24 protein-coding genes and 2 pseudogenes are annotated in these 21,302 nt (G+C 69.9%); 2 read left to right on the top strand and 24 right to left on the bottom strand.

What is annotated here, in order from left to right; all coding sequences use genetic code 11:
- Nucleotides 1–19: 19 nt before the first annotated feature.
- From RLT58_RS07730 to RLT58_RS07715, 4 genes are read right to left on the bottom strand one after another with little or no spacing between them, the layout of a single operon-like run.
- Nucleotides 20–685, bottom strand: a complete 666-nt coding sequence (locus RLT58_RS07730; protein ID WP_311309649.1) for a hypothetical protein — start codon at nucleotides 683–685, stop codon at nucleotides 20–22.
- Nucleotides 682–1,158 (bottom strand): hypothetical protein, encoded by a 477-nt coding sequence (locus RLT58_RS07725; RefSeq protein ID WP_311309648.1) that lies wholly within the window; start codon nucleotides 1,156–1,158, stop codon nucleotides 682–684. Before RLT58_RS07725 ends, RLT58_RS07730 begins: the two co-directional genes overlap by 4 nt.
- Nucleotides 1,155–1,934 carry a glycosyl hydrolase gene (locus RLT58_RS07720; RefSeq protein WP_311309647.1) on the bottom strand — a complete coding sequence of 260 codons (780 nt, stop codon included), beginning with the start codon at nucleotides 1,932–1,934 and terminating at the stop codon, nucleotides 1,155–1,157. The genes RLT58_RS07725 and RLT58_RS07720 overlap by 4 nt, the downstream gene beginning before the upstream one ends.
- Nucleotides 1,931–2,530 (bottom strand): DUF4913 domain-containing protein, encoded by a 600-nt coding sequence (locus RLT58_RS07715; RefSeq protein WP_037882112.1) that lies wholly within the window; start codon nucleotides 2,528–2,530, stop codon nucleotides 1,931–1,933. Before RLT58_RS07715 ends, RLT58_RS07720 begins: the two co-directional genes overlap by 4 nt.
- Before the next feature lie 468 nt (nucleotides 2,531–2,998).
- Between RLT58_RS07715 and RLT58_RS07710 the strand changes: the two genes are divergently transcribed.
- Nucleotides 2,999–3,253 carry a hypothetical protein gene (locus RLT58_RS07710; RefSeq protein ID WP_311314751.1) on the top strand — a complete coding sequence of 85 codons (255 nt, stop codon included), beginning with the start codon at nucleotides 2,999–3,001 and terminating at the stop codon, nucleotides 3,251–3,253.
- A 36-nt stretch (nucleotides 3,254–3,289) separates the two neighbouring features.
- Here RLT58_RS07710 and RLT58_RS07705 read toward each other — a convergent pair.
- The 19 genes and pseudogenes from RLT58_RS07705 to RLT58_RS07615 all read right to left on the bottom strand — a co-directional run.
- Nucleotides 3,290–3,598: pseudogene (locus RLT58_RS07705) on the bottom strand (DNA cytosine methyltransferase); the annotation flags it as partial.
- 52 nt (nucleotides 3,599–3,650) lie between these two features.
- A pseudogene (locus RLT58_RS07700) lies at nucleotides 3,651–3,743 on the bottom strand (DNA methyltransferase); the annotation flags it as partial.
- Nucleotides 3,744–3,904: 161 nt separating this feature from the next.
- A complete protein-coding gene (locus tag RLT58_RS07695; protein ID WP_311309646.1) occupies nucleotides 3,905–5,077 on the bottom strand; it encodes a DnaB-like helicase N-terminal domain-containing protein in 1,173 nt (390 codons plus the stop codon).
- Entirely contained in the window at nucleotides 5,074–5,304 is a 231-nt protein-coding gene (locus RLT58_RS07690; protein WP_165684135.1) for a hypothetical protein, read from the bottom strand. Before RLT58_RS07690 ends, RLT58_RS07695 begins: the two co-directional genes overlap by 4 nt.
- The gene (locus RLT58_RS07685) at nucleotides 5,301–6,569 is read right to left on the bottom strand and encodes a type IV secretory system conjugative DNA transfer family protein (RefSeq protein WP_311309645.1); all 1,269 of its coding nucleotides are present in this window, start codon (nucleotides 6,567–6,569) and stop codon (nucleotides 5,301–5,303) included. The genes RLT58_RS07690 and RLT58_RS07685 overlap by 4 nt, the downstream gene beginning before the upstream one ends.
- Nucleotides 6,570–6,648: 79 nt before the next feature.
- Nucleotides 6,649–7,089 (bottom strand): hypothetical protein, encoded by a 441-nt coding sequence (locus RLT58_RS07680; protein WP_096624751.1) that lies wholly within the window; start codon nucleotides 7,087–7,089, stop codon nucleotides 6,649–6,651.
- Nucleotides 7,090–7,184: 95 nt separating this feature from the next.
- Nucleotides 7,185–7,850, bottom strand: coding sequence for a hypothetical protein (locus RLT58_RS07675; protein WP_311309644.1), 666 nt, complete (start codon nucleotides 7,848–7,850; stop codon nucleotides 7,185–7,187).
- Between the two features lie 91 nt (nucleotides 7,851–7,941).
- A complete protein-coding gene (locus RLT58_RS07670) occupies nucleotides 7,942–8,667 on the bottom strand; it encodes a hypothetical protein (protein WP_311309643.1) in 726 nt (241 codons plus the stop codon).
- 158 nt (nucleotides 8,668–8,825) lie between these two features.
- Complete coding sequence (locus tag RLT58_RS07665; protein WP_311309642.1) at nucleotides 8,826–9,251, bottom strand: hypothetical protein; 426 nt, start codon at nucleotides 9,249–9,251, stop codon at nucleotides 8,826–8,828.
- A 133-nt stretch (nucleotides 9,252–9,384) separates the two neighbouring features.
- Complete coding sequence (locus RLT58_RS07660; RefSeq protein ID WP_194546414.1) at nucleotides 9,385–10,143, bottom strand: HEPN domain-containing protein; 759 nt, start codon at nucleotides 10,141–10,143, stop codon at nucleotides 9,385–9,387.
- A 227-nt stretch (nucleotides 10,144–10,370) separates the two neighbouring features.
- On the bottom strand, nucleotides 10,371–11,264 hold the full coding sequence (locus tag RLT58_RS07655; RefSeq protein WP_311309641.1) for an HNH endonuclease signature motif containing protein: 894 nt from the start codon (nucleotides 11,262–11,264) through the stop codon (nucleotides 10,371–10,373).
- A 288-nt stretch (nucleotides 11,265–11,552) separates the two neighbouring features.
- Complete coding sequence (locus RLT58_RS07650; protein WP_311309640.1) at nucleotides 11,553–12,317, bottom strand: hypothetical protein; 765 nt, start codon at nucleotides 12,315–12,317, stop codon at nucleotides 11,553–11,555.
- 97 nt (nucleotides 12,318–12,414) lie between these two features.
- On the bottom strand, nucleotides 12,415–12,978 hold the full coding sequence (locus RLT58_RS07645; protein WP_311309639.1) for a hypothetical protein: 564 nt from the start codon (nucleotides 12,976–12,978) through the stop codon (nucleotides 12,415–12,417).
- 129 nt (nucleotides 12,979–13,107) lie between these two features.
- A complete protein-coding gene (locus RLT58_RS07640; protein WP_311309638.1) occupies nucleotides 13,108–13,803 on the bottom strand; it encodes a hypothetical protein in 696 nt (231 codons plus the stop codon).
- 32 nt (nucleotides 13,804–13,835) lie between these two features.
- Entirely contained in the window at nucleotides 13,836–15,341 is a 1,506-nt protein-coding gene (locus RLT58_RS07635) for a putative type IV secretion/conjugal transfer ATPase (RefSeq protein ID WP_311309637.1), read from the bottom strand.
- 25 nt (nucleotides 15,342–15,366) lie between these two features.
- Complete coding sequence (locus RLT58_RS07630) at nucleotides 15,367–15,819, bottom strand: DUF6238 family protein (RefSeq protein ID WP_311309636.1); 453 nt, start codon at nucleotides 15,817–15,819, stop codon at nucleotides 15,367–15,369.
- A gap of 25 nt (nucleotides 15,820–15,844) precedes the next feature.
- Nucleotides 15,845–17,311 (bottom strand): SCO6880 family protein, encoded by a 1,467-nt coding sequence (locus tag RLT58_RS07625; protein ID WP_311309635.1) that lies wholly within the window; start codon nucleotides 17,309–17,311, stop codon nucleotides 15,845–15,847.
- 132 nt (nucleotides 17,312–17,443) lie between these two features.
- Nucleotides 17,444–18,853: an SCO6881 family protein gene (locus RLT58_RS07620; protein WP_311309634.1), complete on the bottom strand. Its 1,410-nt coding sequence runs from the start codon at nucleotides 18,851–18,853 to the stop codon at nucleotides 17,444–17,446.
- 28 nt (nucleotides 18,854–18,881) lie between these two features.
- Nucleotides 18,882–19,562 carry a hypothetical protein gene (locus RLT58_RS07615; RefSeq protein ID WP_311309633.1) on the bottom strand — a complete coding sequence of 227 codons (681 nt, stop codon included), beginning with the start codon at nucleotides 19,560–19,562 and terminating at the stop codon, nucleotides 18,882–18,884.
- Nucleotides 19,563–19,771: 209 nt separating this feature from the next.
- Between RLT58_RS07615 and RLT58_RS07610 the strand changes: the two genes are divergently transcribed.
- Complete coding sequence (locus RLT58_RS07610; protein WP_311309632.1) at nucleotides 19,772–20,974, top strand: IS110 family RNA-guided transposase; 1,203 nt, start codon at nucleotides 19,772–19,774, stop codon at nucleotides 20,972–20,974.
- Nucleotides 20,975–20,982: 8 nt separating this feature from the next.
- On the opposite strand, the gene RLT58_RS07605 is transcribed toward RLT58_RS07610, so the two are convergent.
- Nucleotides 20,983–21,291: a DUF6112 family protein gene (locus RLT58_RS07605; protein ID WP_311309631.1), complete on the bottom strand. Its 309-nt coding sequence runs from the start codon at nucleotides 21,289–21,291 to the stop codon at nucleotides 20,983–20,985.
- Nucleotides 21,292–21,302 lie beyond the last annotated feature (11 nt).

Genomic DNA, 21,302 nt, shown 5'->3' with positions numbered 1-21,302 from the left:
GTGTCTGCGTCGTACGGGTTCACTCCGTCGTCTCCATCCGGGCGAGCAGGGAGCGGACCAGAGCGGGCAGGCTCCCGGGATCGTTGTCGAGCCGAGGGCGGTCGCTCACTTCGCTGAGGAGATCGGCGTCATCGAGCAGGCCGCTGGAGATCTCCATGCAGGCGTCGGTGATCCGGGCGGCGGCGAGCAGCGACTGGGAGAGAACCTCGACGTAGTCGTCCGGCGCGAGGCCGGCGGCCTCGGCTGCGTTGCGGACCGCCTCCAACTCAAGCGCGTTGAAGGCGAAGTCGAACTCGTCGTCCCGCTCAGTACCACCGGGCGCGGCGACGATCGGGGCGCGTGGCTCCGTGGGTATGCCCACGCGGGTACAGATCTCATCGACCGAGGAGGTCAGCTCGGCGAACGACTCGGTGAGCCACCCCAGCGCGGAGGCGTAGGAGGCCAGAGCGAACAGGCCCGCCGAACCAGCAGGGCGGGGCTCGGTGGCCACGAAGCCCTCGAACCGGTCGTTCAGCTCGGTGATCACGCGGGGCCCAGCGGCCAGCGGACCCAAGACGGGATGCAGGTAGGAGCGGGCGGCGGCCGTCGGGTACTCGACGGCAGGGATGCCGCCGACGTTCTGAGCGGCCTCGGTGAGGAGATCCGCCAGCTCTGAACGGGTGAGCGCAGTACGGTCGTTGGTCATCGCTGGGCGACCTTTCGAGAAGCAGTGGCCGAGGGCGGCGCTGGTGACGGGGCAGCCGCGCGGCCCGTTGTCGGCCGTTCGGTGGTGAGCGTCGAGCGAGACCGGGCGGCCTGCACGCGGGCCTCCGTGGCGGAGTCCGGGCCGACCCTTTGCTGGGGCTCGGTCCGTAGGTGGGCCGCGCGGTAGACCGCGTAGTCCTTCCGGCTGCCAGCCGCCACGAGGTAGATCTCGCGCTTGTGGGTCGAGGTCGGTGGCGCTTGGCGGAACTGGATGACCAGCCGGTAAGAGACCTCCGGGTCGACGTACACCTTGTGGAAGCCGGCGAGGCGGCCCTTCAACGGCAAGCAGTCGTCGCTTCCGTGGACCAGGTTCTGCAGCTCCAGCAAGGCCAAATCGCGCATCTCAGAGGGGAGTTCCCGCAGGTCGGCAATGGCGTCAGGGTGCGCGGCGAAGGCGAAGCGGGCGCGGCTCACAGCAGCCTCCCCTGGACCGCGCGCTGGACCGGTACCGCCGCCGACGCGCGGGGCGCGTCGAGCCCGGTCCGCGGTGTCGGAGAGGTTCCGGCGGACCGGGAAAGGGCGATGCGGGCGATGCGAGCCCGGACGACAGCACCGTTGTGGTCGCTGTACTCCGGAGGCTCGGGCAGCGGTTCACTGCGCTCGTCCAGCCAGGTCTGGGCGACTCCGACGTCGGGGAAGGCGCCTTCGCGCATCGTGTACGTGCCGGCGCCGTGGTTCCACTCCTCGTAGAAGAGGCGAACCGGTGCCTGGGTGGCCTGGGAGTCGTTGACGAGTGTCCACGCCTCGCTGGGGTTGTCGTCAGAGGTGTAGGTGTCGAGGACCTCGTAGCGGGTGCCCGACTTCTGGATTTGCTGTTCCACCTGGAGGGTGAGGTCGTCGGCGGGCTCGATGTAGTCGCCACCGTGCAGTGCGATCCGTTCGAGCGGGCAGCCGCGTTCTGCCAGCCAGTTCTGTGCGAAGGGCGCCGTGGCGTGGTGACTCGTCTCGAACGTGAACGTGGACTGCCGCAGATCCCGAGCGACCGCGATCGCAACGAGCTGTGGCTCGCCGGGTATCCCCCAGGTGACCGATCGGTCGTGGGCGAGGACGAAGCTGTGCGAACCGTTGGGTGTGGTGTGGTGCTGGGACAGCACCGTCAGGTCGCCAGCCCAGAGAGCCTCCATCGCCTCCTCGGAGTCGTCGTCGACCGGCGATAGATCGGCGAGGCCGAAGTCGAGAATGTCGTTCACGCCGCCACCCCCGCCTGCTCGGGCGCCGGGGTGGCCAGCACCCGGTGATTGGGGCGAGTTGCGCTGGTCGTGCAGGCCGCGAACGGTCCGTCGGGCGCACGCAGGTGCGCCAGGGTCTGGTCCAGGTGGTCGCGGTGCCAGGTCGAGGGGCCGGACAGGCCGGCCTCCGTGTCGGTGAACTGCTGCCAGGCGAGCCAGAGTGCGTGGAGCCGGGCGACGGCCTCGGGGTGTTCGTGCCAGTGCGCGCACCATGGACGGCTCGTGCTGATCTCCCGGCCGTACACCGGCAGGAAGAGGTAGTTCACCCAGTCGCTGAGGGCAGCGAGTTCGACGGCGTACTCCTTGCCGCCCAGGGCGAGGATGAACACCGAGGCGGGGCCGTCGGGCTTCTTCCCGTCAGCCGCCTCGGCTTCCGGAGCGCCGTCCGGCGGCTGGATGGCGCCGGGGTCGGGCTCGGAGCCGAGGCGGTCGAGGATGACGCCGTGCTGCCTGACCTCGGCCATGGTCTTGGCGAGGGTGCTGGCGAGGTCGTCGAGGTCTGCGTCGGGGACGCGGTACGGCTCGGGGCCGGGGGAGGTCGGGCTGGTGTCGGCCATGGGGGTGTGCTCCATCTGTGAGACGGCGACATGCCCGAGAGGATCCGGAGAATCAGCGGTTTGGTCCGGCCGGAAAATCGCGGTAGTGGAGCGCTATCGGTCGGCGCAGCGGGGACAGCGGGGGAAAGGTGGTGCCAGCAACTGCAAGGCGTGCGAAGCCTGTTGTGGGACGACGCCGTTGCCGAGCGCGGTGAGCTGCGCCGGACGGCCGAGCCCCGGAGTCGCGGTGACCCAGCCGGCGTCGAGGCCCTGCATCCACTCCACGAAGTCCGCGCGGAGCCGACCGGCCGCGTCCGTGGGGGCCGGGGCCGGGCGGGTGAGGCTCTCCCATCGGGAGATGGCGGATCCGTACGCTCCCCATCGCCGGTCCGCGTCCCCGCCTCCGGCGTCTCCTCCGCCCAGAGAGGCAGGACCACTGCCGACAAGGGAGGACGCCATCCCTTCCCGGGGCGGCGGCCCGGGGTGCCCGTGTCGCTGGCCCTTGGCGTCGGCAACAGCGACGCAGCCGCGCTGGGCAGGGTCATGTCGCCATTGCCGTGCCGCTGGTTCGGCGAGCCCTTGATTCCGTCCGATGCCTTCGGGGTCGGCAGCAGCAGCCACTCGACCTCGTCGGCCAGGTTCGGACCGTGGCCCCCGCTCTTCCGCTTCGATGGATGCTGGCTGCCGCCGTTCTTCCCGATGTTGCTGGTCGGCGTCTTCAGCAGGGTGCCCGGCGGGCCATGAGGCGAGGAAGGTCCGCTCGCGGCGGTGCGGGGCCCCGACGTCGGAGGCACGAAGCACGAGCCACTTCGCGTCGTACCCGAGGTCGGCCAGGGATCCGAGTACGGCACCGAGTGCCCGCAGAGCAGGCTGACTTGCGGTGTCTCCCAGACACCACGGACAGGGTTCCACGTCGCCAGGGGAACCGGCGGGGGAGGTGAGGAGGCCGCGCACATTCTCGATCACAACCAGGCAGGGTCGGAGGGCTGCGACCGCACGGGCGACGTGCAGCCAGAGCCCGGAGCGGGTCTGGGCGTTGAGTCCGGCCCGGCGGCCGGCGACCGAGACGTCTTTGACAGGGGAAGCCAGCCGTCAGGACGCACACCCGGGGGACGGTGGACCAGTTGACGGCGGTGATATCGCCCAGGTTCGGGACGCCGGGCCAGTGGCGGGCCAGGATGCGCGAGGCGTTCGGGTCGACCTCGGCATGCCAGGCGAGCGTGCCGCCGAGCACGGACTGCACACCCAGGTCGAGGCCGCCGTACCCCGAGCAGAGAGACCCGATCAACGGGGTGGCGAGGCTCGGGGCCGTGACGCGCAGGTCCGGCGCGGCTGCGGAGATGGGGTAGATCAAGGCGAGTTCCAGGGGCAGAAGAGGCTGGTGGGGAGGGGGCCTCACGGGTGGCCGCGCGAGGGTGGTCGGGCTGCTGACAGCGTGGGGAGACGGCTGGCCGGGGCTGGGGGTGACGCGCCTGGGCGGGGTGTGCTGCGGGCGCGGGCGGCCTTCACTCGGTCGGGCGGCGGCTCGGCCGCCGACGGAGCGGATGCCGTGGTCTTCGGAGCCGGACTGCTGTTCGCGGTGGCCCAACGGGCACGTACCTCGTCGAGCGGACCGAGTTCGTGCAGGGCGTGGTTGATCAGCCGGCCGGGCCCCAGAACCTCGTCCTGGGCCAGGGTCCGGATGGCTCGCGCGGAGGCGGCGGCGGTGCGGGTGACGGAGGAGCGCATCACCCGCTGTCCGAACCAGTCGGCGCTGCCGGGGACCATGCCTTCGCAGACGGCGGTCAGCTGCTCGCTCGACACTGTGCCGTCGGCCAGCAGGCCGCGTCGCTGGGCCTCCCAGAGCAGGGTGATCCGGTCGATGGGTTCGCCTCGGTGGTGCAGCGCGCCCAGGCACCGGTAGAGCTGCCCGTGGGTCGGGTCGGCGAAGTCTCCCGGCCGCAGCCAGGCCACCACCTCGCCCATGGCCCCCGGCTGTTCGGCGAGGACGGCCAGGAGGAACCGCTCGTCCTCGGCGACCTGGCCGCTTTGCGCCGAAGGCGGGATGTCCGTGGCGGCAGAGGGCCCAGCGGTGGGTGGGACCGGTCGAGGGTCGGTTCCCCAGCGTCGTGCAAGGTCGGTGAGTACGCCGGTCAGGACGTCCGCCGTGCGCAAGGCTCCCTCGACCTCGCCCTGGACGGCGTCGGCCCGAGCCGCCTGGTGGAGACGGATCGCGTGCCGGGCGACGGTGCGGTGAATCGCCCCCTCCAGCACCATGCGTCCGTACACCGGGGCGTGCTCGGTTCGGGGACACGCCTGGATCAGGGTGTGGGCGTACGCCGCGGTCAGCCCGCGCACGTGCTTTCCGGCCTCCTCGACCGCGTCGGTCACCCACGACAGCGGCAACGGACCATCGGCCGAGAGCGCGGGATGCCCGTCGTTGCGCAGCTTGCGGAGGGCGTCGAACAGCGCCTGGTGGACGGGCCGATAGAAGTGGTCCGCAGCGAGCCACTCCAGGTGCGTGAGCTGCTCGGGGTCGAGGAGTGCGGCACCGAGGACCGCCTGCTCGGCGCTCATCAGCGGGTTCACCGCCGGCCTCCGGGATCAACGCAGGGCGCCTCGTCTTGCCGGATGAGGAGGTTGGCGACTGCCTGGTCGGCAGCGGCCATCGACAGCGCGAAGTCGTCCAGGACGGCGGTGAAGGCGGGATCGGAGGCGGGAACCGAGCCGGCCCCGCCGTCAAGCCACCACCGGCCACCGCGCAGGACGACCGGAGCGTGGGCCAACCGCCCCTGCTGTGGTGTGGGCGCGCTCATGCCGACAGTCCAAGATCGTCCTGGCCGATGCTCTTCGCGAGGGCACGCTCGGTGATGGCCTTCGTGGCGCGAGCGGAAGCCGGGCCGACCACCTTGGCGGAGGGCTCCTTGTACCAGGGCTTGAGGTTGAGCATGGCGACCCGGATGCCGGTGGCCAGCAGCAGAACCTTGCCCTTGGGCAGGGCGCGGATGGCGTCCGGCGGAAGGATCCGTTCCGTGCGCATGCTCACCGAGGTGGACTTGCCGCCCTCGCTGGTCGACACCGAGGTGGTCTGGACGTCGTGATCGCCGACCTGACGGCTGAGCCGGTCGGCGAAGTCCGCGTCGTCGATGCTAGATCCGATGATCTTGATGGTGGCGGCGGAGTACAGGGCGTCCATCCCGGCCTCGCCCCAGCACCGTTGGCCCTGACGGTAGGACTGCAGGATCGTCATCGGGATGACGCCTCGGCTGCCCAGGTGGCTGTAGAGATCAGGGAGGTCCGAGATGCGGCAGACGTTCGCCGCCTCGTCGAGGACGCACAGGGCGGGCGGGTCGAGTCGCCCGCCGGAGCGCTCGGCCACGATCACGGCCGCGCGCATCACGGCGTCGGCCGCTGCAGCGATGATCGCGGACGCGCTGCCGCCGCCGTCCTTGCTCAGCAGGTACAAGGTGTCGCGGGACGTGGCGAAGGCGAACGGCTGGAACTCGGGAAGGTCGTCGTTGGGGGTGACCCAGGCGGCGACGTCCGGGTCGAGCAGGCAGCTCGCGTACTGCCTCGCCGTCTCGTAGATGCCGTCGCGCGTTTCGGTCGCGCCGGAGACGGTGCCCTGGAGCTGGGCGGCGACCGCATGGTGGCCGGCGTCGGTGAGCAGGTCCACCGGGGTGCGGTCGGCCGGCATCGCGAGCCAGGCCAGGACGTCGGTGATCGGCCGCCGGTGGGACGCGGCGGCGAGGAAGAGGGCACCGAGGGTGTTGCTCGCGGCGGTGGACCAGAAGTCGGAGCCGCTGGACTCGTCCACGCTCGCGGTCACGAAGTGCCCCGCCAACCTCTTAGCCCCGGCGAGATCGCGGGCGTCAGCGAGGATGTCCCACCACATCTCGCGCGGGTGATGGGCGATCTGCTGCGGATCGAGGGTCCAGATCGTGCCGACCTCGGCACGGGCGTCCACCGTGGTGGTGAAGGCATCGTTCGCGGCTTTGTTACTGGTGAGTAGGACCGGGCCCGGTGCCGAGAGGATCGCGGGGATCGCCAGCCCGGACGTCTTGCCGGAACGCGGGGCCATGATCGCGACGATCACGTCCTCCCAGGACGCGCGGACCTCCGCACGACCGGGATCGAGGGTGCCGAGCAGGATGCCGCGGTCAGCGGGCAGGACCTCTTTTACTCTCCCGGCCGCCCAGGCTCGGGCGCAGGCTCTTAGCCTTGGCGACGATCTCCTTGTCCAGCAGCGGCGCCAGGTCCGCCTTCCGGGCGAGGCCGGACTTGGACCCGGCACGCCACCGCATCCACAGCACGGCAGCGGTGACGACCAGGGCAACGGTGAACAGGGCGGGGACGACGCGGGCGCCGACCATCAGCATGCTGGTGCTCAGGGCCGGCCACAGCACCTCCGGGTGCAGCAGCGCGTCCGTTATGCGGAAGGGGGCCCATGTCCCGCTCCCGACGAAGGTATTGGTGAGATTTCCGGTCAGCCAGGCCAGGGAGCCGAAGGCCATGGCGGCGCCGAGGATGCCGAACAGGAGGTAGAGGAGCGCGTCCGACCCGGTGGTGGTCGAGGGCGCGCTGGTGCGCGGGGAAGGCACGGCGGTTCCTTGGGTGTGCGAGCGGGCAGGGGCGGGGCGCGCTCGGCTCTCGTGCAGATCATGGGGGTACTCCTGGACGTCTGAGGCGGAACGTTTCAGCGGGGTCGGCCGGCAGAACGAGGCGCGGGCGGAGGTGCTGCGGTGGCTGGCGGACTGCCGGTCGACGGCGATGTTCCGGCGCGCGGCGAGGAGGCGCGGGCCGCCCGCTGCCGGTCTGAATCGACGTTCTGGGCAGCGGACGGCACAGGAGCAGCCTCGGCACCGAGGACATCGTCGAGCAACTCCCGGCTGCGCAAGACGTTGACCATCTGGTGGTGCCGGGGGTCCGTGCGCTCTGCGGGACAGGCAGCGAGACCGTCCTCGGCGACTTCCAACTGCTCACGGATGTCCTGGAGCATCCCGTACGCGGCTGCCAGTCGGGTCCACGTCTCGAAAGTCGGATGCTGATGCGGGTCGTCGAAGTCAAGACGGGCGCGAGTCCAGTCGGCGGCAGAGGCGACGAGTTCGGTCAGCTCGGGCAGAGCCCCGACCAGTGCGCCGTTGACCTCCTCGATGATGCCCGCCACCTCATCGGGCGAGGCGTCCTCGTGGAGGCGAGAAATCATCCCGCGAACCGAGTACGGATCGGCGGAAGCGCTGGGCAGGTGCCTGACCTGCAGCGGCTTGTCGGAGCCCGGTGCCACGCTGCGGTGGGCGAGCCGGATGTTGTGCTGCATGGCCGCACCGACGGCCTCGCTTATGCTGGAGTAGTACTCGGGCACGTTTGCCTCTTCGGGTGAGTGGTCCTTGACGGGTGAGTCGAGCGGGGGCGCGCGACGTACTGGAGGCCGACGGCGGAGAGGGCGGCCGGGGTCACCGTCGGGGGGTTGAGGCGCGCGGTGGGTGACCCGTCGCAGAGCAAGGCGCCGTCTGGGAACTGGACGCCGAGGAGACCTTGGCCTGGTTCGCCGCAGGAGAAGTGGCGAGAGCGGCACCACGGTGATCACGGACGGTCCGTGCTGGGGAGTAGCTCGTCGAAGCGTCGCCGACGCGGCGTAGCTCGGCCTCGGAGTCGACGAGTTCGGACTGGGCCGAGCTGACGAACTCTGAGGCGAAGCCGAACCGGTCGGCGAGCGCATACGCGTCGTCGTCCAGGTCGTTGACCTGTTCTCCCGCTGCTTCCAGCGCCTCCCGGACACGCTCCAGCGCACCGTGCTCGGGGTGAAGGAGGTGGTCGACTGCCCGCTGAAGGCTGGCTCCGTCTTCGGCCGCACGGATCTGGTCCGTGATGCTGAGGAGTTCAGCTCCGGCGGCGTAGGGCCCCAGCGCATGCACCGGAGGGCTCATCCGGGCCGTGTCGAGGGACGGCGGAAGGGTGACGTCATAGCGAGCGGCTCGAAGCATCTCGGCCGCATGGCTGGCGATGGCGACCTGGTCGGCGAGCGGAGTGGTGGTGGGCAGGCGATGGCGTCGGCCGTGCCAGTCGTCGATCTGCTTGAAACCGGCGTGACGGAGGAGCTGCGCGGAGAGGTCATCAGTAGCGCCCTTGGCAACGACGCTGCCGCTGAACTCGGACGTGATGGTGATCGAGGTAGGCACGGAAGTCTCCGGGGCAGAGGGAGCGAAGGACCCGTTGGAGGTGGGCCAGTGGGCAGAGCGTCCGGCAAATCCGGGGTTTGGTCCGGCCGGGAATCGCTGGTAGAGGCCGCACGGCGGCGGTCAGCCGGGCGCCCCGCCGCAGCAGGGCACCCGGTCGTTCAGAAGAAGGGATTCTCTGTCGGCCGGTCGGCCCCGGTGGCGGCCATGAGCAGTTCGGCGAGGTCCTCGGGCTCGGACGACCTCTGGTCTATCCACCACCCGGCACGGGTCACCGTACGAGCGTTCTCCTCGATCTCCGCCCACTCCGCTGCGCTGGTCGTGCCTTCGGTGACCAGCGCGGTGTAGGCGTTGGTCAGGATCTGGTGACGACAGCGCACGCCCCAGGGAACGGCCCGCTCGGTCCCCTCCAGGGGAGGCATCCGGTACTGCTCGGACCAGGCTTCGGACGCCGTCTGCTCCTCGGCGCGCTTCGCCTTGAGCCAGGCGGCCTTGTCCTGCTCGTCGCCCTCGTTCGAGGCGCGCCAGCAGTCCGTGCACTCCTGCCTGGCGAGCCACTCGGCGAAGCCTGCGCGACCGTCGGCCATTTGGTTGGACAAGTCGCGGTCGGCATGGTGACCGCAGGCGTGATTTTCGCGATTCACTCGTCTCAGGAGCCAGCAAGGCGCGGCCGTCGGCATCGACGAATCGGCTGAGCCGACGGCCGCATCCTCTGAGTGGTCAGGAGGGCTTGGTCTCGTGATCTAGGGCATCGATAATCGACACGATCGTTGCCAGATCTGCTTCGACCTCGTCGACGGTGATCGTCGCGCGCCCGCGTCCGCTGCGGTCGCCGGTGTGGGCGATCAGGTTGCGGCGAGCCACAATCCGGTCCAACTCTGTTGTGGACTCGTTGACAGCGACCTTGCGCCGCTTGTCGACACGGGTCATGAGCTTCTTCTCGCCCACGAGACTGAACAACTGACCGATCTGGGCAGGCGCGGGGCTGGCCCGCATCCGGATCTCCATTTCAACGACTTGTCGAAGCCCCCAGCCTCGTTTCTCGTACTTCTCCTGGATCGCGAGGTAATCCCCCACTGTCATAGACAGCTCAAGCAACCCCCCTGGAGGTGGGGTGGAGGCAATGGCAGTGCTGTAGCGCTCCATGACTCGGTCTGCGCAGAAGGTCTCTATGGCCGCGCAGGCGGCCACGAGGGCCTGCCTCAGGAGAGGCCTGAGGTTAGGTTCCTGGAGCTTCTCTCGCAAAGTGGCATGGCCTGGCTTGAAGGTCACGAAAACCCGGTCGTTCTCCAGGCACTCCAGCTCATCCCAGTACTTCTGCGGCAGGGAGAGAGCGTCGCCGAGTCTTTCCCGCTTCTCACGTCGCATCCTGCGCTGCCGGTTATTGACAAGGGTCTTGGCAAGGTCTACCAGGATCTCAGCGTCTTCGAGATTGAGGTCGAACGCTTCACGTGCCGTCAGCTTCGGGGGCGCGCCCATGTGTGCTCTCCGGGGTCTCAGTTGTGATGTTGATCAGAGTGCCCCTCGGCCTGCTGATCGTCCATGTGTTTCCCGGAACGAATGAAGTGAACGCTCACATCGCCTCGCGCGGATAGACGAGCCCCGCATGGCAGCACGATCACCCGCCGGCAGCTGCCAGGGTTGCCGACACCGCCGGGCCGAGCATGCGGCGGATCGAGGTCCTTCGGGTGGTGCCTCTTCATTGCTCACCGAGCGCCCCCGCCCATCTGGTCACGCGCCCGCCTGCCGAGCACGGCAAAGTCGTCAAGCCACTTCTGCGTGACGTGGGCCTCCCAGATCGGCAGGTGTACAGCCGACACCCATGCACCCAGCGTTCGACTGCCCGACCCCAAGTCCGCAAACGCACGGAATCGTAGAGGTACATACCCTTTCGGGATTCCTTCAAGGCGGATGCCTGTGCCGACGCTGAGGGGGTTCGCGAGCCAGACGCTATTCGCCTGCGGCTCCAGACGCCTAAGCGGCCTGTGAAGGATGTGTTCCGCCGGAAACAGGTACACCATCGGACCGGGCCCGTCGATATCGATCTCAAGGCCAACGCCATCGACACCGAAGCCGAGAGCTCCCACGTTCGAGACGCGCACTCCAAGGAACTGCTCCTCCATGCGATCGCTGAGGAGCTTGAGGCTCTTGAGATTTTCGATCTTGGATACGACGTTCTCGCCGCGGGCCCGGATGATGCCTACGACCTCTACCTCTGCCCTCGGCGTCGTGAAGGCCAGGAAAATCTGCTCGACCTGGTTCTCGGTGAGGCCGCCACGCCGCCCCTGAGCCACTTGCTCGGCCTTCCAGGCAAGTAGCTCCTCGGCGGGGTAGTCGTCCTCGAAGTCGTCCACCCACTTGTGGTGCTTGGTGCACAGCAGAAGCAGGTTATCTTCCGCGTTTCCCCGCTTGCCTTCGAAAGCGGGGTCGTACCTCGCGCCGCCGGGCTTTTCCGCGCGGATGTGCGCGATCTCCACGTTGACGCTGATCTGCTCACGATGCTCCTCGATGAGCACTTCCTCGCACTCCGGGTAGGCGCAGTGGGATGCGCGTCCGAACAGCACCTTGCAGAGCCTCGGGGTGGGGCTGAAGTCACTCACGTACTTGAGGGTATGAGGACCCACCGACAGCGGCGGGCCTGTTTGAGTAAGCACCCGCGGTGGGACTTTGGTCGTGGCGCCAGCTGTGCCGGAGGTCCGTCCGGAGCATGTCCATCTCCCTGTGAGACAACGCGGGACACGAGAGATTGCAGCAGGCCAATGGGCGCACGGGCCCACTCATCAGACCGAGTGACACGCCATGAGACGGATCGGAGCTGTCCCAAGAAGGTGTGGTCGATAGGCCAGATCGTCTTCACGGCCATGGAAGGGCCTCCTTGAGGAGTTGGATCAGCGGTCGCGGGAGTACGCGATGCGAGGGTCAACCGGCCGGACCGGCGGTGTGGTGACGGCGGCGGCGGGGACCGGCGCCCTGCCCCGTAGACCGGCACGGGCCGGGCTGGCGGCGAGCGCGGCGGCGCTCAACGGAGACGCGTGAGCGGGACCACGGCCGCGCTCACGGCCGACCGCCGACGTGGCAGCAGGGCGGGGCCGAGCCGTCACCTCTCGAGCGAGGCGGGGCTGCACTGCGACCTGGAGCCCCGAACGGTGCAGGGCCACCGTGGCGTCGGCGACTTTCCCCAGCGCCTCGACGCGATCGGTGGTCGCGGGGAGCGTGTAGATGTCCAGGCTCGAGTTGTGCCGCCAGCCGTCCTCCACCAGCGCGAGCCCGCTGAGGCCGGAGACACGGTCGTCGAGGGCTGCGACGATGCCGATCTGCGGGTGATCGGCGAAGGCGACGTCTGGTTCACCGAGCGGACCGCGGTCGCGTACCTGTGCCGTTTCGGGCGCCAGTGCAGGGTCAAGTGCGATGTCCACATCGACCTGGTAGCCGGCCTTGCGCAGCAGCTCGATGGCCCGGCTCGTACGGCCGTGTCCGTCACGGTTCTGGTCGGCCAGCGCGTACAACGTCGGCTGGTCGGGGACGGGATGGAAGTCGAATCCCTTGAGCATCCAGGTGCTGGCCGCGAGGTTCTTCGGGTTCGCGGCGACGATGCCGTGGGCGGGGTGGTGGCCGAAGGCCAGGTCGGGCAGCACGTCGTAGTGGCTGGGCATGGCAGATCCATCCGAGGCGGGTGCGGTTACAGGTGCGGGCGACGGGCGGATCAGTTCTGCGGGTGCGGTGCACGGAGGACTCCTGGATCGCGGTCGGTCAGAGCCGGGGGGCGGATGAGGAACTGGCCGCCGGCGGCGCGGCCCGCGTGGAAGACTCCGGCGGCGGACCGGTCGGGAGCACGAGCTGGCCGACCGACGGCGAAGAGGCGAGAGCGATACTCGCCCGGGATGGAGCGGAGTCGGGCGGGAGCACGGTGGCGGCGCGCGCCTTGCCGGAACGTTCCTGCTCCTGGCGTGGTGGTACGCCAAGCTGGTCCAGGCGGGCGTCGACAGCGGAGAGGAGGTCCGGCACGCTGCCGCCGTGGCGCGCATGCGGACTGTCCGGCTCGGAGTCGTAGATCACCTCGTAGACGGCGGGCTCGGCGGACCGGTGGCGGGTGACCATCCAGCTTTCCGGGGACTCGGGGTACTCGGAGGGTGGCTCCTGCGGCGGCGAGATGATCAGCGAACTGCCGTCGGGAAGCTCGGCGTGGACGATGTAGTCGCTGAGGCCGTACTCGACGGTGCCCTCCAGGCCGCGCTGCCCGAGCGCGGAACAGAGGGCAGCCTGAAGGCGACGCGGATCGGACGTGGCGGTCGGGGGCGAGGTTTTGTGGTGCATGGAGTTCTCCGTTGCGAACGCCCCGCCGCACGGCGGGAGCCGACGGGGCGTGGAGCTTGAAGGAATGCGGTGGTCCATGAGGATCCGGTGATCGGGCAGTTTGGCGCTGCCGTGACTGCGTGCTAGGGATCACCGCGAGCGACAGGGAGCCGGCGGGTGCGATGCCGGCGGGACCTGGGTCGAAGCAGGTGGTACGGCAGCGGTGTTGTGCGTCGAGCGGGTCAGGGCGACGCGAGCCCGCTCGGTCTGCGCCGGCCGTTCGGTGTCCGCCCGGTGAGCTAGGTATTCGCCGACGCGCACCAACGCCGGTCCCTTGGAACCCAGTTCGTGTGAGTAGTGCCAGCCTTCGGTGTTGCGGTGCTCCTCGGCACGCTCCTGGTAGAGGTGGAGCACGCTCGGCTGCGAACCGTCCATAAGCGCCATGACGCCGTCCCATTCGTGCCGCAGCTCCGCCGCCTGGAACAGGATGGTGTCGATCCCGCGTATCCGACGGAGGTCGTCACTGATCGGCCCCTCGACGTAGTCGGGGCCGTTGGCGGCGGCGCGGACCCCGGCCAGCACCTCGGGTCCGTGGTCGAGGAACACCTCGGCGTGCTTCCACGCTTCGGCGTCCCGCTTGGCCTTCCCGTCCCCGTAGGCCTTGTCGTCCAGCGGCCAGCCGTCCGCGTCGCAGAGCGAGTCCGAAATCGCGTCCCAGGCGTCGCACGCCTCGTTGATCCCGGCGGCGGCCGAGGTCAGTGCCGGGAGGTGCCGTCGCCACGCCAAAGGGTCGGTGGCCTGCCACGGCGGGTTGTCACCGGAGGAAGGGGTGGAAGAAGCAGACATGATCGATTCCCTTTGCTGTGCTGGTCGTTGGGCTAGGCGGCCATACGGGCGTCTGTGTCGAACAGCTCCCGCTCTGCCGGATGGAGGATGTGCTGGGTGATGAACGAGCGGCCGGCGACCTTCCACAGACCTCGGCCCTTGGTCAGGGCGGACACCGCCTGGGTCTCGACGCCGGTCAGGCCGAGCAGAGATGCAGCGGCGGCGAGCTGGTCGGGCTCTTGGCGGTAGATGATGCGCGTGCTGCAGTCCGCGAGGAGCCCCTCGGCCAGGACCCGGCCGCGCGAGCCGGCGTCGCCCGCCGAGAGCAAGTCGCTGAGCCGGTGGATCACCATCAGGTTCGCGATGCCCAGCCCTCGGGAGAGCTTCCACTGGCTCTGCATCCGCTCCAGCAGCCCGACGTGCCGCATCAGCCGCCACGCCTCGTCGTAGATCACCCAGCGCCGACCACCATCGGGATCACTGAGGGCTGACTCCATCCACGCGCTCGCGCACGTCATCGCGAGCACCAGTGCCGTGTCGTCACCGGAGCCGCCGAGACGGGAGAGATCGATGGACAGCATCGGTGTGGTCGGGTCGAACGAAACGGTGCTCGGCGCGTCGAACATGCCGCTCAAGTCGCCGTGCACGAGACGTCGCAGGGCATGGGCGAGGTCCTGGGCGGCTGAACCGAGGTGCCCCGCCTGGTGGCCGAGGGCCTGGTCGAGGCGTTCGGGGGAGCCGAGTACGTGGGCGATCTCGCCGAGCAGCGGCACCGTGCCCCGGGCGGCGGCGTCAGCGACGACCAGGTCCAGGGCCAGGTCGAGGGCGGTGTGCTCCATCGGCAGCAGGTCGCGCTTCAGCACGGTGCGGGCGAGGCTGGCCAGCAGCAGCAGACGGCGCTTGCGAACCTCCGTGAACCAGTCCTCCTCGCTCACGGAGGCGGGGCGGGCCGGAGCGTCCAGCGGGTTCAACCGTCCAGGGAGCCCCGGGCCCAGGGCGATGCTGTAGCCGCCGAGGGCCTGCGAAACGCCGGTCCACTCTCCCTTGGGATCGCAGGGGATGTAGATCCGGTAGCCGTGGGCGATCGACCGGGTGGCGATCGACTTCGCCAGCGCCGACTTGCCCATGCCGATGATCCCGGCCAGGACCGCGTTGGGGTTGGTGAAGCCCTCCACCCTGCCGCTGTTGTAGAGCGAGAACGGGTCGAAGCAGAAGGCCGCCTCCGCGTGCACATCGCGGCCGATGAACACCCCTTCGGCGCCCAGGCCGCCCTCGGCCACGAACGGGTACGCGCCGCTGGCTGTGGCGGTGGTCATCCGGTGGGCGGGCAGGGCGAGCTTGCCGCCGCGGGCGGAGGCCGGACCGGGGCGACCGGCGAGCGGGTAGGTGGGCCGCAGATCCGGGTCGAGGGTCTGCTCGGCGCGGTGCTTGGGCGGGTTTCCGGCGAGGCGCGCCTGGCGGCGGGCTTCGGTGAAACCGGCTCGGGCGGCCCGCTGCTCGCCGCGCGTCGTCTTACGGGGCACGAACAGAGGGGAGGCGCTGGCGCGGGTACGGGGCATGAGCGTTCTCCAGATGAGGGGTGGGTCAGCGGCGGACGAGGCCGGTGAACGGGGCGTGCAGGTCGGCCGGGGTGGTGCGCCGCCGGACGAGATGAGCGGTGCGCTGGTGGCGTTGGCAGATGGTCAGTTCCGGTGCTCCCTCCGGAAGGCCGGCCTGGCACGCCTCCGGTGCGGGGATCTCGCCGGAGTCCGGCCGGGGCGCCGCGTGGTAGGCGGCGTGGAGGTGCTCGGCGGCCTGCCAGATGCGGGTGCGGGCGGTACGGAGCTGGTCGCCCTCGACCGCGACGAGCTGCCCGGTGCGACCGGTGTGGGCGTCGAGCAGCCCGTACAGCGCGACGAGGTGGGCGTGCAGGGCGTCCAGCTCGGCCCGGGTGGTGACCAGCGGGCCGCCCGGGATGTTGAGGGCCCGGTGGAAGTCGAGCGCGGCGGTGGCGAAGGGCACGAAGTCCTGCGCGGTCGGGCTGGCGGTGCGGGACATGAGGGTGCTCTTTCGAAGGGAGGGGTCAGGCAGCGAGCGCGAGCGGCAGCGCGGCGGCGGTGAACGCCTCGGCCTGCTGCCAGGTCAGCGGCCGGAGATCGAGCTGGGCGCCGACAGCGGCGGTCTCCACGACGGCGCAGGCGGTGCGCAGCTCGTCCTCGGTGTCGGCCGAGACGGTCAGCAGACCGGTCAGGGCGACGTCGGCGTGCCCGGCGATGAGCTGGCGTTCGCGGGACTTGATGTCCTGGTACTCGATCGAGTCCGCCTCGGAGTCGACCTGGCCGCGCCGGGCCCGTTCGGCGGCGTCGGCGATCACGCTGGACTTCTTGCGCTGCACGTCGCGCAGGGCGGCGTCGAGGTTCTTCGGCTCGTAGGAGAGCGACAGCGTGCGCCGCACCCCGCCGGTGAACAGGAGCTGGTGCAGGAAGCCGGCGCTGGTCTCGGTGCGCGGCCAGTTCTCCACCCAGTAGGTGGCGTGCACGGCGGAGTCGGTGGCGATGTGGTCCGCCTTCTCGACGACCACGACGGGGCCGGCGGCGGCGGGCTCGGCCTCGGGGCGACCGGCCGTGGACCAGCGGTCGAGTGTCGCCAGCGCCTTCGGGTCGTAGGAGGTGCGCACCACGGCGGCGATCTCGCGGGCGGTGAGCCAGCCCGTCGGGGTGAGACCGGCGGTCCGCGCCGCCTGGTCGAACGTGGAGGTGAGCTGGGCGAGGACGCTGAAGGCACCGGTGAGACCGCCGCCAGCCTGGTTGATCAGCCGACGGGCCGCCTTGGTGTCCAGGGACACCGCGACGTACGCCTCGTGCGGGGCGGCTGCGGGACCGGCGCTCTGGATCAGCTCGTTGTAGATCGCGCCGGCCATCGGGGTGTCGGGGCGGCCGTGCTCTTCCCAGTAGCGGCGCAGCGCGTCGCCGGAGTCGGGGATGGTGCGCTCGATCACCTGGATGCGGGCGATCTGCCCGGTACGGGCGAGAGCTGCCAGCGCGCGTCCCCAGCCACCGACGTTGGCCTGCTGGGTGCCGGGGTCGAGCAGGGCGTAGGCGCGGGAGGAGACCTTGACCACCGCGGTCAGCGTCCCGGTGTGCGGGTTGTGGACGGCGCCGTACTTGCCGTCGGGAGCAGTGGTCACGCGCAGGCTGGCAGCGGTGCCGGGAAGGTGGAGCAGTCCCTCGCGGGTCGGCCGGCGAGAGGGGCGGGTGAGCCAGACGAGCTGGCCTCGCATCCGGCGCAGCGCGTACCGGACGACGATCGGGGCCCAGTCCGCCAGAGCACGGCCTCGGTGGCGGACGAAGACGAGCAGGGCGATCACGGCCCACAGCGGGATGAGCTGGAGGGCGCCGACCACACCGCGGGCGAGGATCACGGCGAGAAGGAGAAGGCCGGTGAGCCCGGCGACGGCCAACTGCGGGACGGACAGGCCGAGCAGGACGCCGCGCCTGCTGCGGTGCGGGAACTTCACGGTGGGCGTGGAGGACTGGTGCTTGCCGGACATGGTGGTTCCAGACGGTGGGAGCGGGCGGAGGACGGGGCGCGCGGCGCTCTTCTGGACGTCATGGCGAAACCTTCCTGCGGATGGGGAGGCGGGGGCGGGCCGTGGAGTGCGGCCCGCCCCCGGTGATGTGGGTCAGGAACCCGACGGCGGCTGGGTGGGATACACCCAGTTCGTCGGCGTCGCGGAGCCGGTGGCCGACGGACCGGACGCGGACGCCGGAGTGCCCGAGGCCGAAGGTCCGGGGTCGGCTGGCGGCATGGAGGTCATGTCGCCGCCCGGAGCCGATGCGGCAGCGAGGTGACCGGAACCGCCCGCAACGCCTTGGGCAGTCGACTCGGACCCTTCCGGTTCGTCCTCGCCAGGACGTGTGATCAGCGGCGGGATCCCAGGGCGCTGGATCAGAGCCCGGCCCTTGTCGCCGCTCGCGTCCGGGTCTTCGCCGTACCGGAAGCGGGTCTGCTGCTTGGGCGGCCCGGCGTCGATGCCCTCCTTGCTGAGGTTGCTGCCGGAGGGGTTGATGCCGGAGGCGACGCCATCGGTGCCCGCGCCCGGGACCTGGTTCGGACCCTGCGGAGCGGGAGCGCCGGTACCGGCCCGCAGCGCGAGGCTGCCTGCGGTCTTCGCGGCTCCTGCGGCGACCGCCATGCCGGCGACACCAGTGCGGTGCATGTCGTCGTGGCCGCCGCCGTCGCTGGCCCAGTGTACGAACTTGTACGTCGCGTAGGGGCAGAGCAACACCAGGACCATCACGACGATGCCGGCCATCGCGTCGGACAGGGCCGCCATTCCGTCGCTGGCGTCGGTCTTGCCCATGGCGGAGACGCCGATCAGGAAGACGACGGTCATCAACAGCTTGGAGACGATCAGGGTGCCGGTGGCCTCGATCCAGCCGCGCCGCCACCGTTTGGCGACTTCCCAGCCGCCGCCCGCCCCGGCGAACACCGCGAGCGCGACCATGATCAGGACGCCGACCTTGCGGGCCACCATCACGCCCCAGTAGAGGAAGGCGCCGATCGCGCACCCGAAGGCCACCAGCGCGGGCACACCCCAGCCGAGGCCGTACATGGCCCCCATCTGATCAACCTTGATCACACGACGGATCGCGTCGTCGATCGAGGTGTTGGCGGCTTTGAAGAGGCCGTCGGACAGTGCGTCCACCATGGTGATGGCGACGGTCGTGAAGGCGATGGCGGAGAAGCTGAACAGGACTCCGGTCATGGTGCCGAACGCCGTCTTGGCGAGGGCGCGTTCGTCACGGCGCCAGGCCGCGGTCATGAGCTGGATGCAGAAGATGCCGACGGTCAGGGCGAGGCCGATGGGCAGCAGCAACTCGTAGTTGTCGCGGAACCACCCGGCGTTGAGATCGATGGCCGTCGTCTTGTTGACGGCCTTGGCGGCCAGGTCGGCCGCGCTGGACGCCAGCTCGCCCGCCGACTTCGCGATCCACGCGCCGAGACCGTCGGTGACGGTGCCGGCGGGGTTGGTGGCGAAGTCGACAGCGCCGCACACCTTGTCCATCAGCGGGAAGTCGCAGACTCCCATAGGTCATACCTCCGTTCTGGGGCGAGGGTCAGGGCGCGACGGACGGCATGACGCCGACCAGGGCGCAGGAATGGTTGGGCCGGCACTGGACCGCGAGGGTGGTGGACCGGCTCTCCGCGCCGCCGGCAGCCGAGCCCTTCCAGCGAATCGACTGCTTGCCGGAGACCGTGACGGCGTAGACGTACGCCTGGGTGATCGCCCCGGGGTCCTCCTGGAGAGCCTGGGTAAAGGCATGCGGGAAGTGCCCCTCGTTGATCCTGGCGGTGGCGACCTGCTTGTTGGCCGCCATCTCCTTCCACAGCACGGCCGAGGGGACCGCCTGGTCGACGGAGGCCGGGTCGGCGTACTTCGACTCCGTGGTCAGCCAGCCGCGCAGCGCCTTGCGCAGCTCTGGCTGCGAGTACGCGCGGGTGTCGTACGACCACAGCGCTGCGGCGGCGGCCTTCCCGTACGTGATCGGGTCGTGGGTTTTCGGCGGAACGGGCAGAGCGCGGGGCCGGGTGTGCGGCCCGGACGGTGCCGCGGGCGACGAGGACGCGGTGGGCGAACTCGGCGGTGGGGAAGCGGTATCGGAGGGGCTTCGGCCCTCGCGGGTGAGGTAGGCGGCCAGGCCGGCGAGGGCGACGAGCACCGCCAGGACGGCAGTGCCGAGCAGCGCCCGGCGGCGCACGCGAGATGCGCCGCCGGGGTGGGTGGAGTGCTGAGCCATCAGTGGACCCTCAGAATGTAGGCGGTCCGGGAGGACCGGGTATGGCTGATCAGTGGATGCCGCCGATGGCTACGCAGGTGTGGCCGCCCGGTCCTTCGGGACGCTCCGACTGGTGATTGAGAACTGCGAAGATCGCTCTTGAGGGTCCTGTCGGCGGAGTGTTCCTCGGGCCACGTGAATGCTGGGCACGGAGGAACGGAGTACCTCGAGTGACGGACCGCAGCGCACGCATATGGGTCGGGATCGATGCCGGCAAGGCTCATCACTGGGCCGTGGCCATCAACGGCGACGGCCAGATGACGCTCTCCCGGAAGGTCGCCAACGACGAGACGGAGATCCTGGAACTGATCGCGACGGTGTGCGAAGCCGCCGACGAGGTGTCGTGGGCGGTGGACATCTCCGGTCGCGCCTCGACGCTGCTGCTGACCATGCTCATCGGGCACGGCCAGAGCGTGGTCTACATTCCCGGCCGCACCGTCAACCGGATGTCGGCGGCCTACCGGGGTGAAGGAAAGACCGACGCGAAGGACGCGCTGGTCATCGCCGATACCGCCCGGCTGCGACGGGACTTCGCCACTCTCAGCCTCCCGGACGAGCAGGTCGCCACGCTCCAGCTGCTGACTGCGCACCGAGCCGATCTGGTAGCCGACCGGGTTCGGCTGATTAACCGGATGCGGGACACCCTGGTCGGCATCAGCCCCGCACTGGAGCGGGCCTTCGACTACTCCGCCTCCAAGGGCGCGGTCACGATGCTCACCGAGTACCAGACGCCGGCCGCACTGCGCCGCCTCGGCGCCAACCGGCTTGCCGCCTGGCTCAGGCGCCGGGCCGTCCGCAAGGCCGGCGATGTCGCGGACCGGGCTGTCGAGGCCGCCCGGTCCCAAGCCACCGTGCTGCCCGGTGAGGACCGAGCAGCACGGCAGGTGGGCGTGATCGCCCGCCAGCTCCTGGACGTGGACGAGCAGATCAAGGAGACCGAGCGGGAGATTTGCGAGGTCTTCCGCACGGATGAGCGTGCTGCGGTCATCGAGTCGATGCCTGGTATGGGCCCGATTCTTGGCGCGGAGTTCGTGGCGATCGTCGGTGACCTGTCCGGGTACGCCGACGCTGGACGTCTGGCGTCGCACGCCGGGCTGGCGCCGGTTCCGCGCGACTCCGGCCGCCGGACCGGCAACTTCCAGAGGCCCAAGCGCTACCACCGGCGACTGCGGCACATCTTCTACCTGTCCGCGCAGACGGCGATGATGAGGCCCGGCCAGTCGCGCGAGTACTACTTGAGGAAGCGAGCCGAGGGCCAGACGCATGTCCAGGCCGTGCTCGCACTGGCGCGACGCCGAGTCGGTGTGCTGTGGGCGATGTTGCGCGATGGTCGGCTGTACGACTCCGGTCCGTCGGTGGCGCAAGTGGCTTGACTTCTTCATTAAGACACCTGCGTCCCGAGCGTCGAGAAGAACGCCACTACACCGTTGGCCGCACCGAGAAGAAGGGCCGCGCCCGCGCTGACCAGCACGCCCTTCTTCCCGTTCGCCTCGGCCTGGTGACCACCGGAGTGGTGACCCCAGGCCCACACGCCCGCACTGACGGCGAGGGCTCCGACCACGGCGATGAGCCCGAACAAGTTGATCGAGCCCATCACCTGCTTGAGGACGTTGAGCCCAGGGAGCCCGCCCTCGTTGGGCTTGATTCCCGGGTCGTAGGCGAGCTGTATGACCTGTTCAGCGATATACATGGGAACTCCAG

The organism is Streptomyces sp. ITFR-16, assembly GCF_031844705.1.
Classification (GTDB): domain Bacteria; phylum Actinomycetota; class Actinomycetes; order Streptomycetales; family Streptomycetaceae; genus Streptomyces.
The sequence above is the reverse complement of the archived record's forward strand: the minus strand, read 5'-3'. Positions and strand labels throughout refer to the sequence as shown.

Bases quoted from the DNA above. Each gene is read 5' to 3' on its own strand.
- RLT58_RS07635 (WP_311309637.1), bottom strand. From the start codon at position 15,341: ATGCCCCGTACCCGCGCCAGCGCCTCCCCTCTGTTCGTGCCCCGTAAG.
- RLT58_RS07660 (WP_194546414.1), bottom strand. From the start codon at position 10,143: ATGGGCGCGCCCCCGAAGCTGACGGCACGTGAAGCGTTCGACCTCAAT.
- RLT58_RS07620 (WP_311309634.1), bottom strand. From the start codon at position 18,853: ATGGGAGTCTGCGACTTCCCGCTGATGGACAAGGTGTGCGGCGCTGTC.
- RLT58_RS07640 (WP_311309638.1), bottom strand. From the start codon at position 13,803: ATGTCTGCTTCTTCCACCCCTTCCTCCGGTGACAACCCGCCGTGGCAG.
- RLT58_RS07665 (WP_311309642.1), bottom strand. From the start codon at position 9,251: ATGGCCGACGGTCGCGCAGGCTTCGCCGAGTGGCTCGCCAGGCAGGAG.
- RLT58_RS07615 (WP_311309633.1), bottom strand. From the start codon at position 19,562: ATGGCTCAGCACTCCACCCACCCCGGCGGCGCATCTCGCGTGCGCCGC.
- RLT58_RS07690 (WP_165684135.1), bottom strand. From the start codon at position 5,304: ATGAGCGCGCCCACACCACAGCAGGGGCGGTTGGCCCACGCTCCGGTC.
- RLT58_RS07685 (WP_311309645.1), bottom strand. From the start codon at position 6,569: ATGGCCCCGCGTTCCGGCAAGACGTCCGGGCTGGCGATCCCCGCGATC.
- RLT58_RS07625 (WP_311309635.1), bottom strand. From the start codon at position 17,311: ATGTCCGGCAAGCACCAGTCCTCCACGCCCACCGTGAAGTTCCCGCAC.
- RLT58_RS07650 (WP_311309640.1), bottom strand. From the start codon at position 12,317: ATGCCCAGCCACTACGACGTGCTGCCCGACCTGGCCTTCGGCCACCAC.
- RLT58_RS07715 (WP_037882112.1), bottom strand. From the start codon at position 2,530: ATGGCCGACACCAGCCCGACCTCCCCCGGCCCCGAGCCGTACCGCGTC.
- RLT58_RS07730 (WP_311309649.1), bottom strand. From the start codon at position 685: ATGACCAACGACCGTACTGCGCTCACCCGTTCAGAGCTGGCGGATCTC.
- RLT58_RS07645 (WP_311309639.1), bottom strand. From the start codon at position 12,978: ATGCACCACAAAACCTCGCCCCCGACCGCCACGTCCGATCCGCGTCGC.
- RLT58_RS07630 (WP_311309636.1), bottom strand. From the start codon at position 15,819: ATGTCCCGCACCGCCAGCCCGACCGCGCAGGACTTCGTGCCCTTCGCC.
- RLT58_RS07605 (WP_311309631.1), bottom strand. From the start codon at position 21,291: ATGTATATCGCTGAACAGGTCATACAGCTCGCCTACGACCCGGGAATC.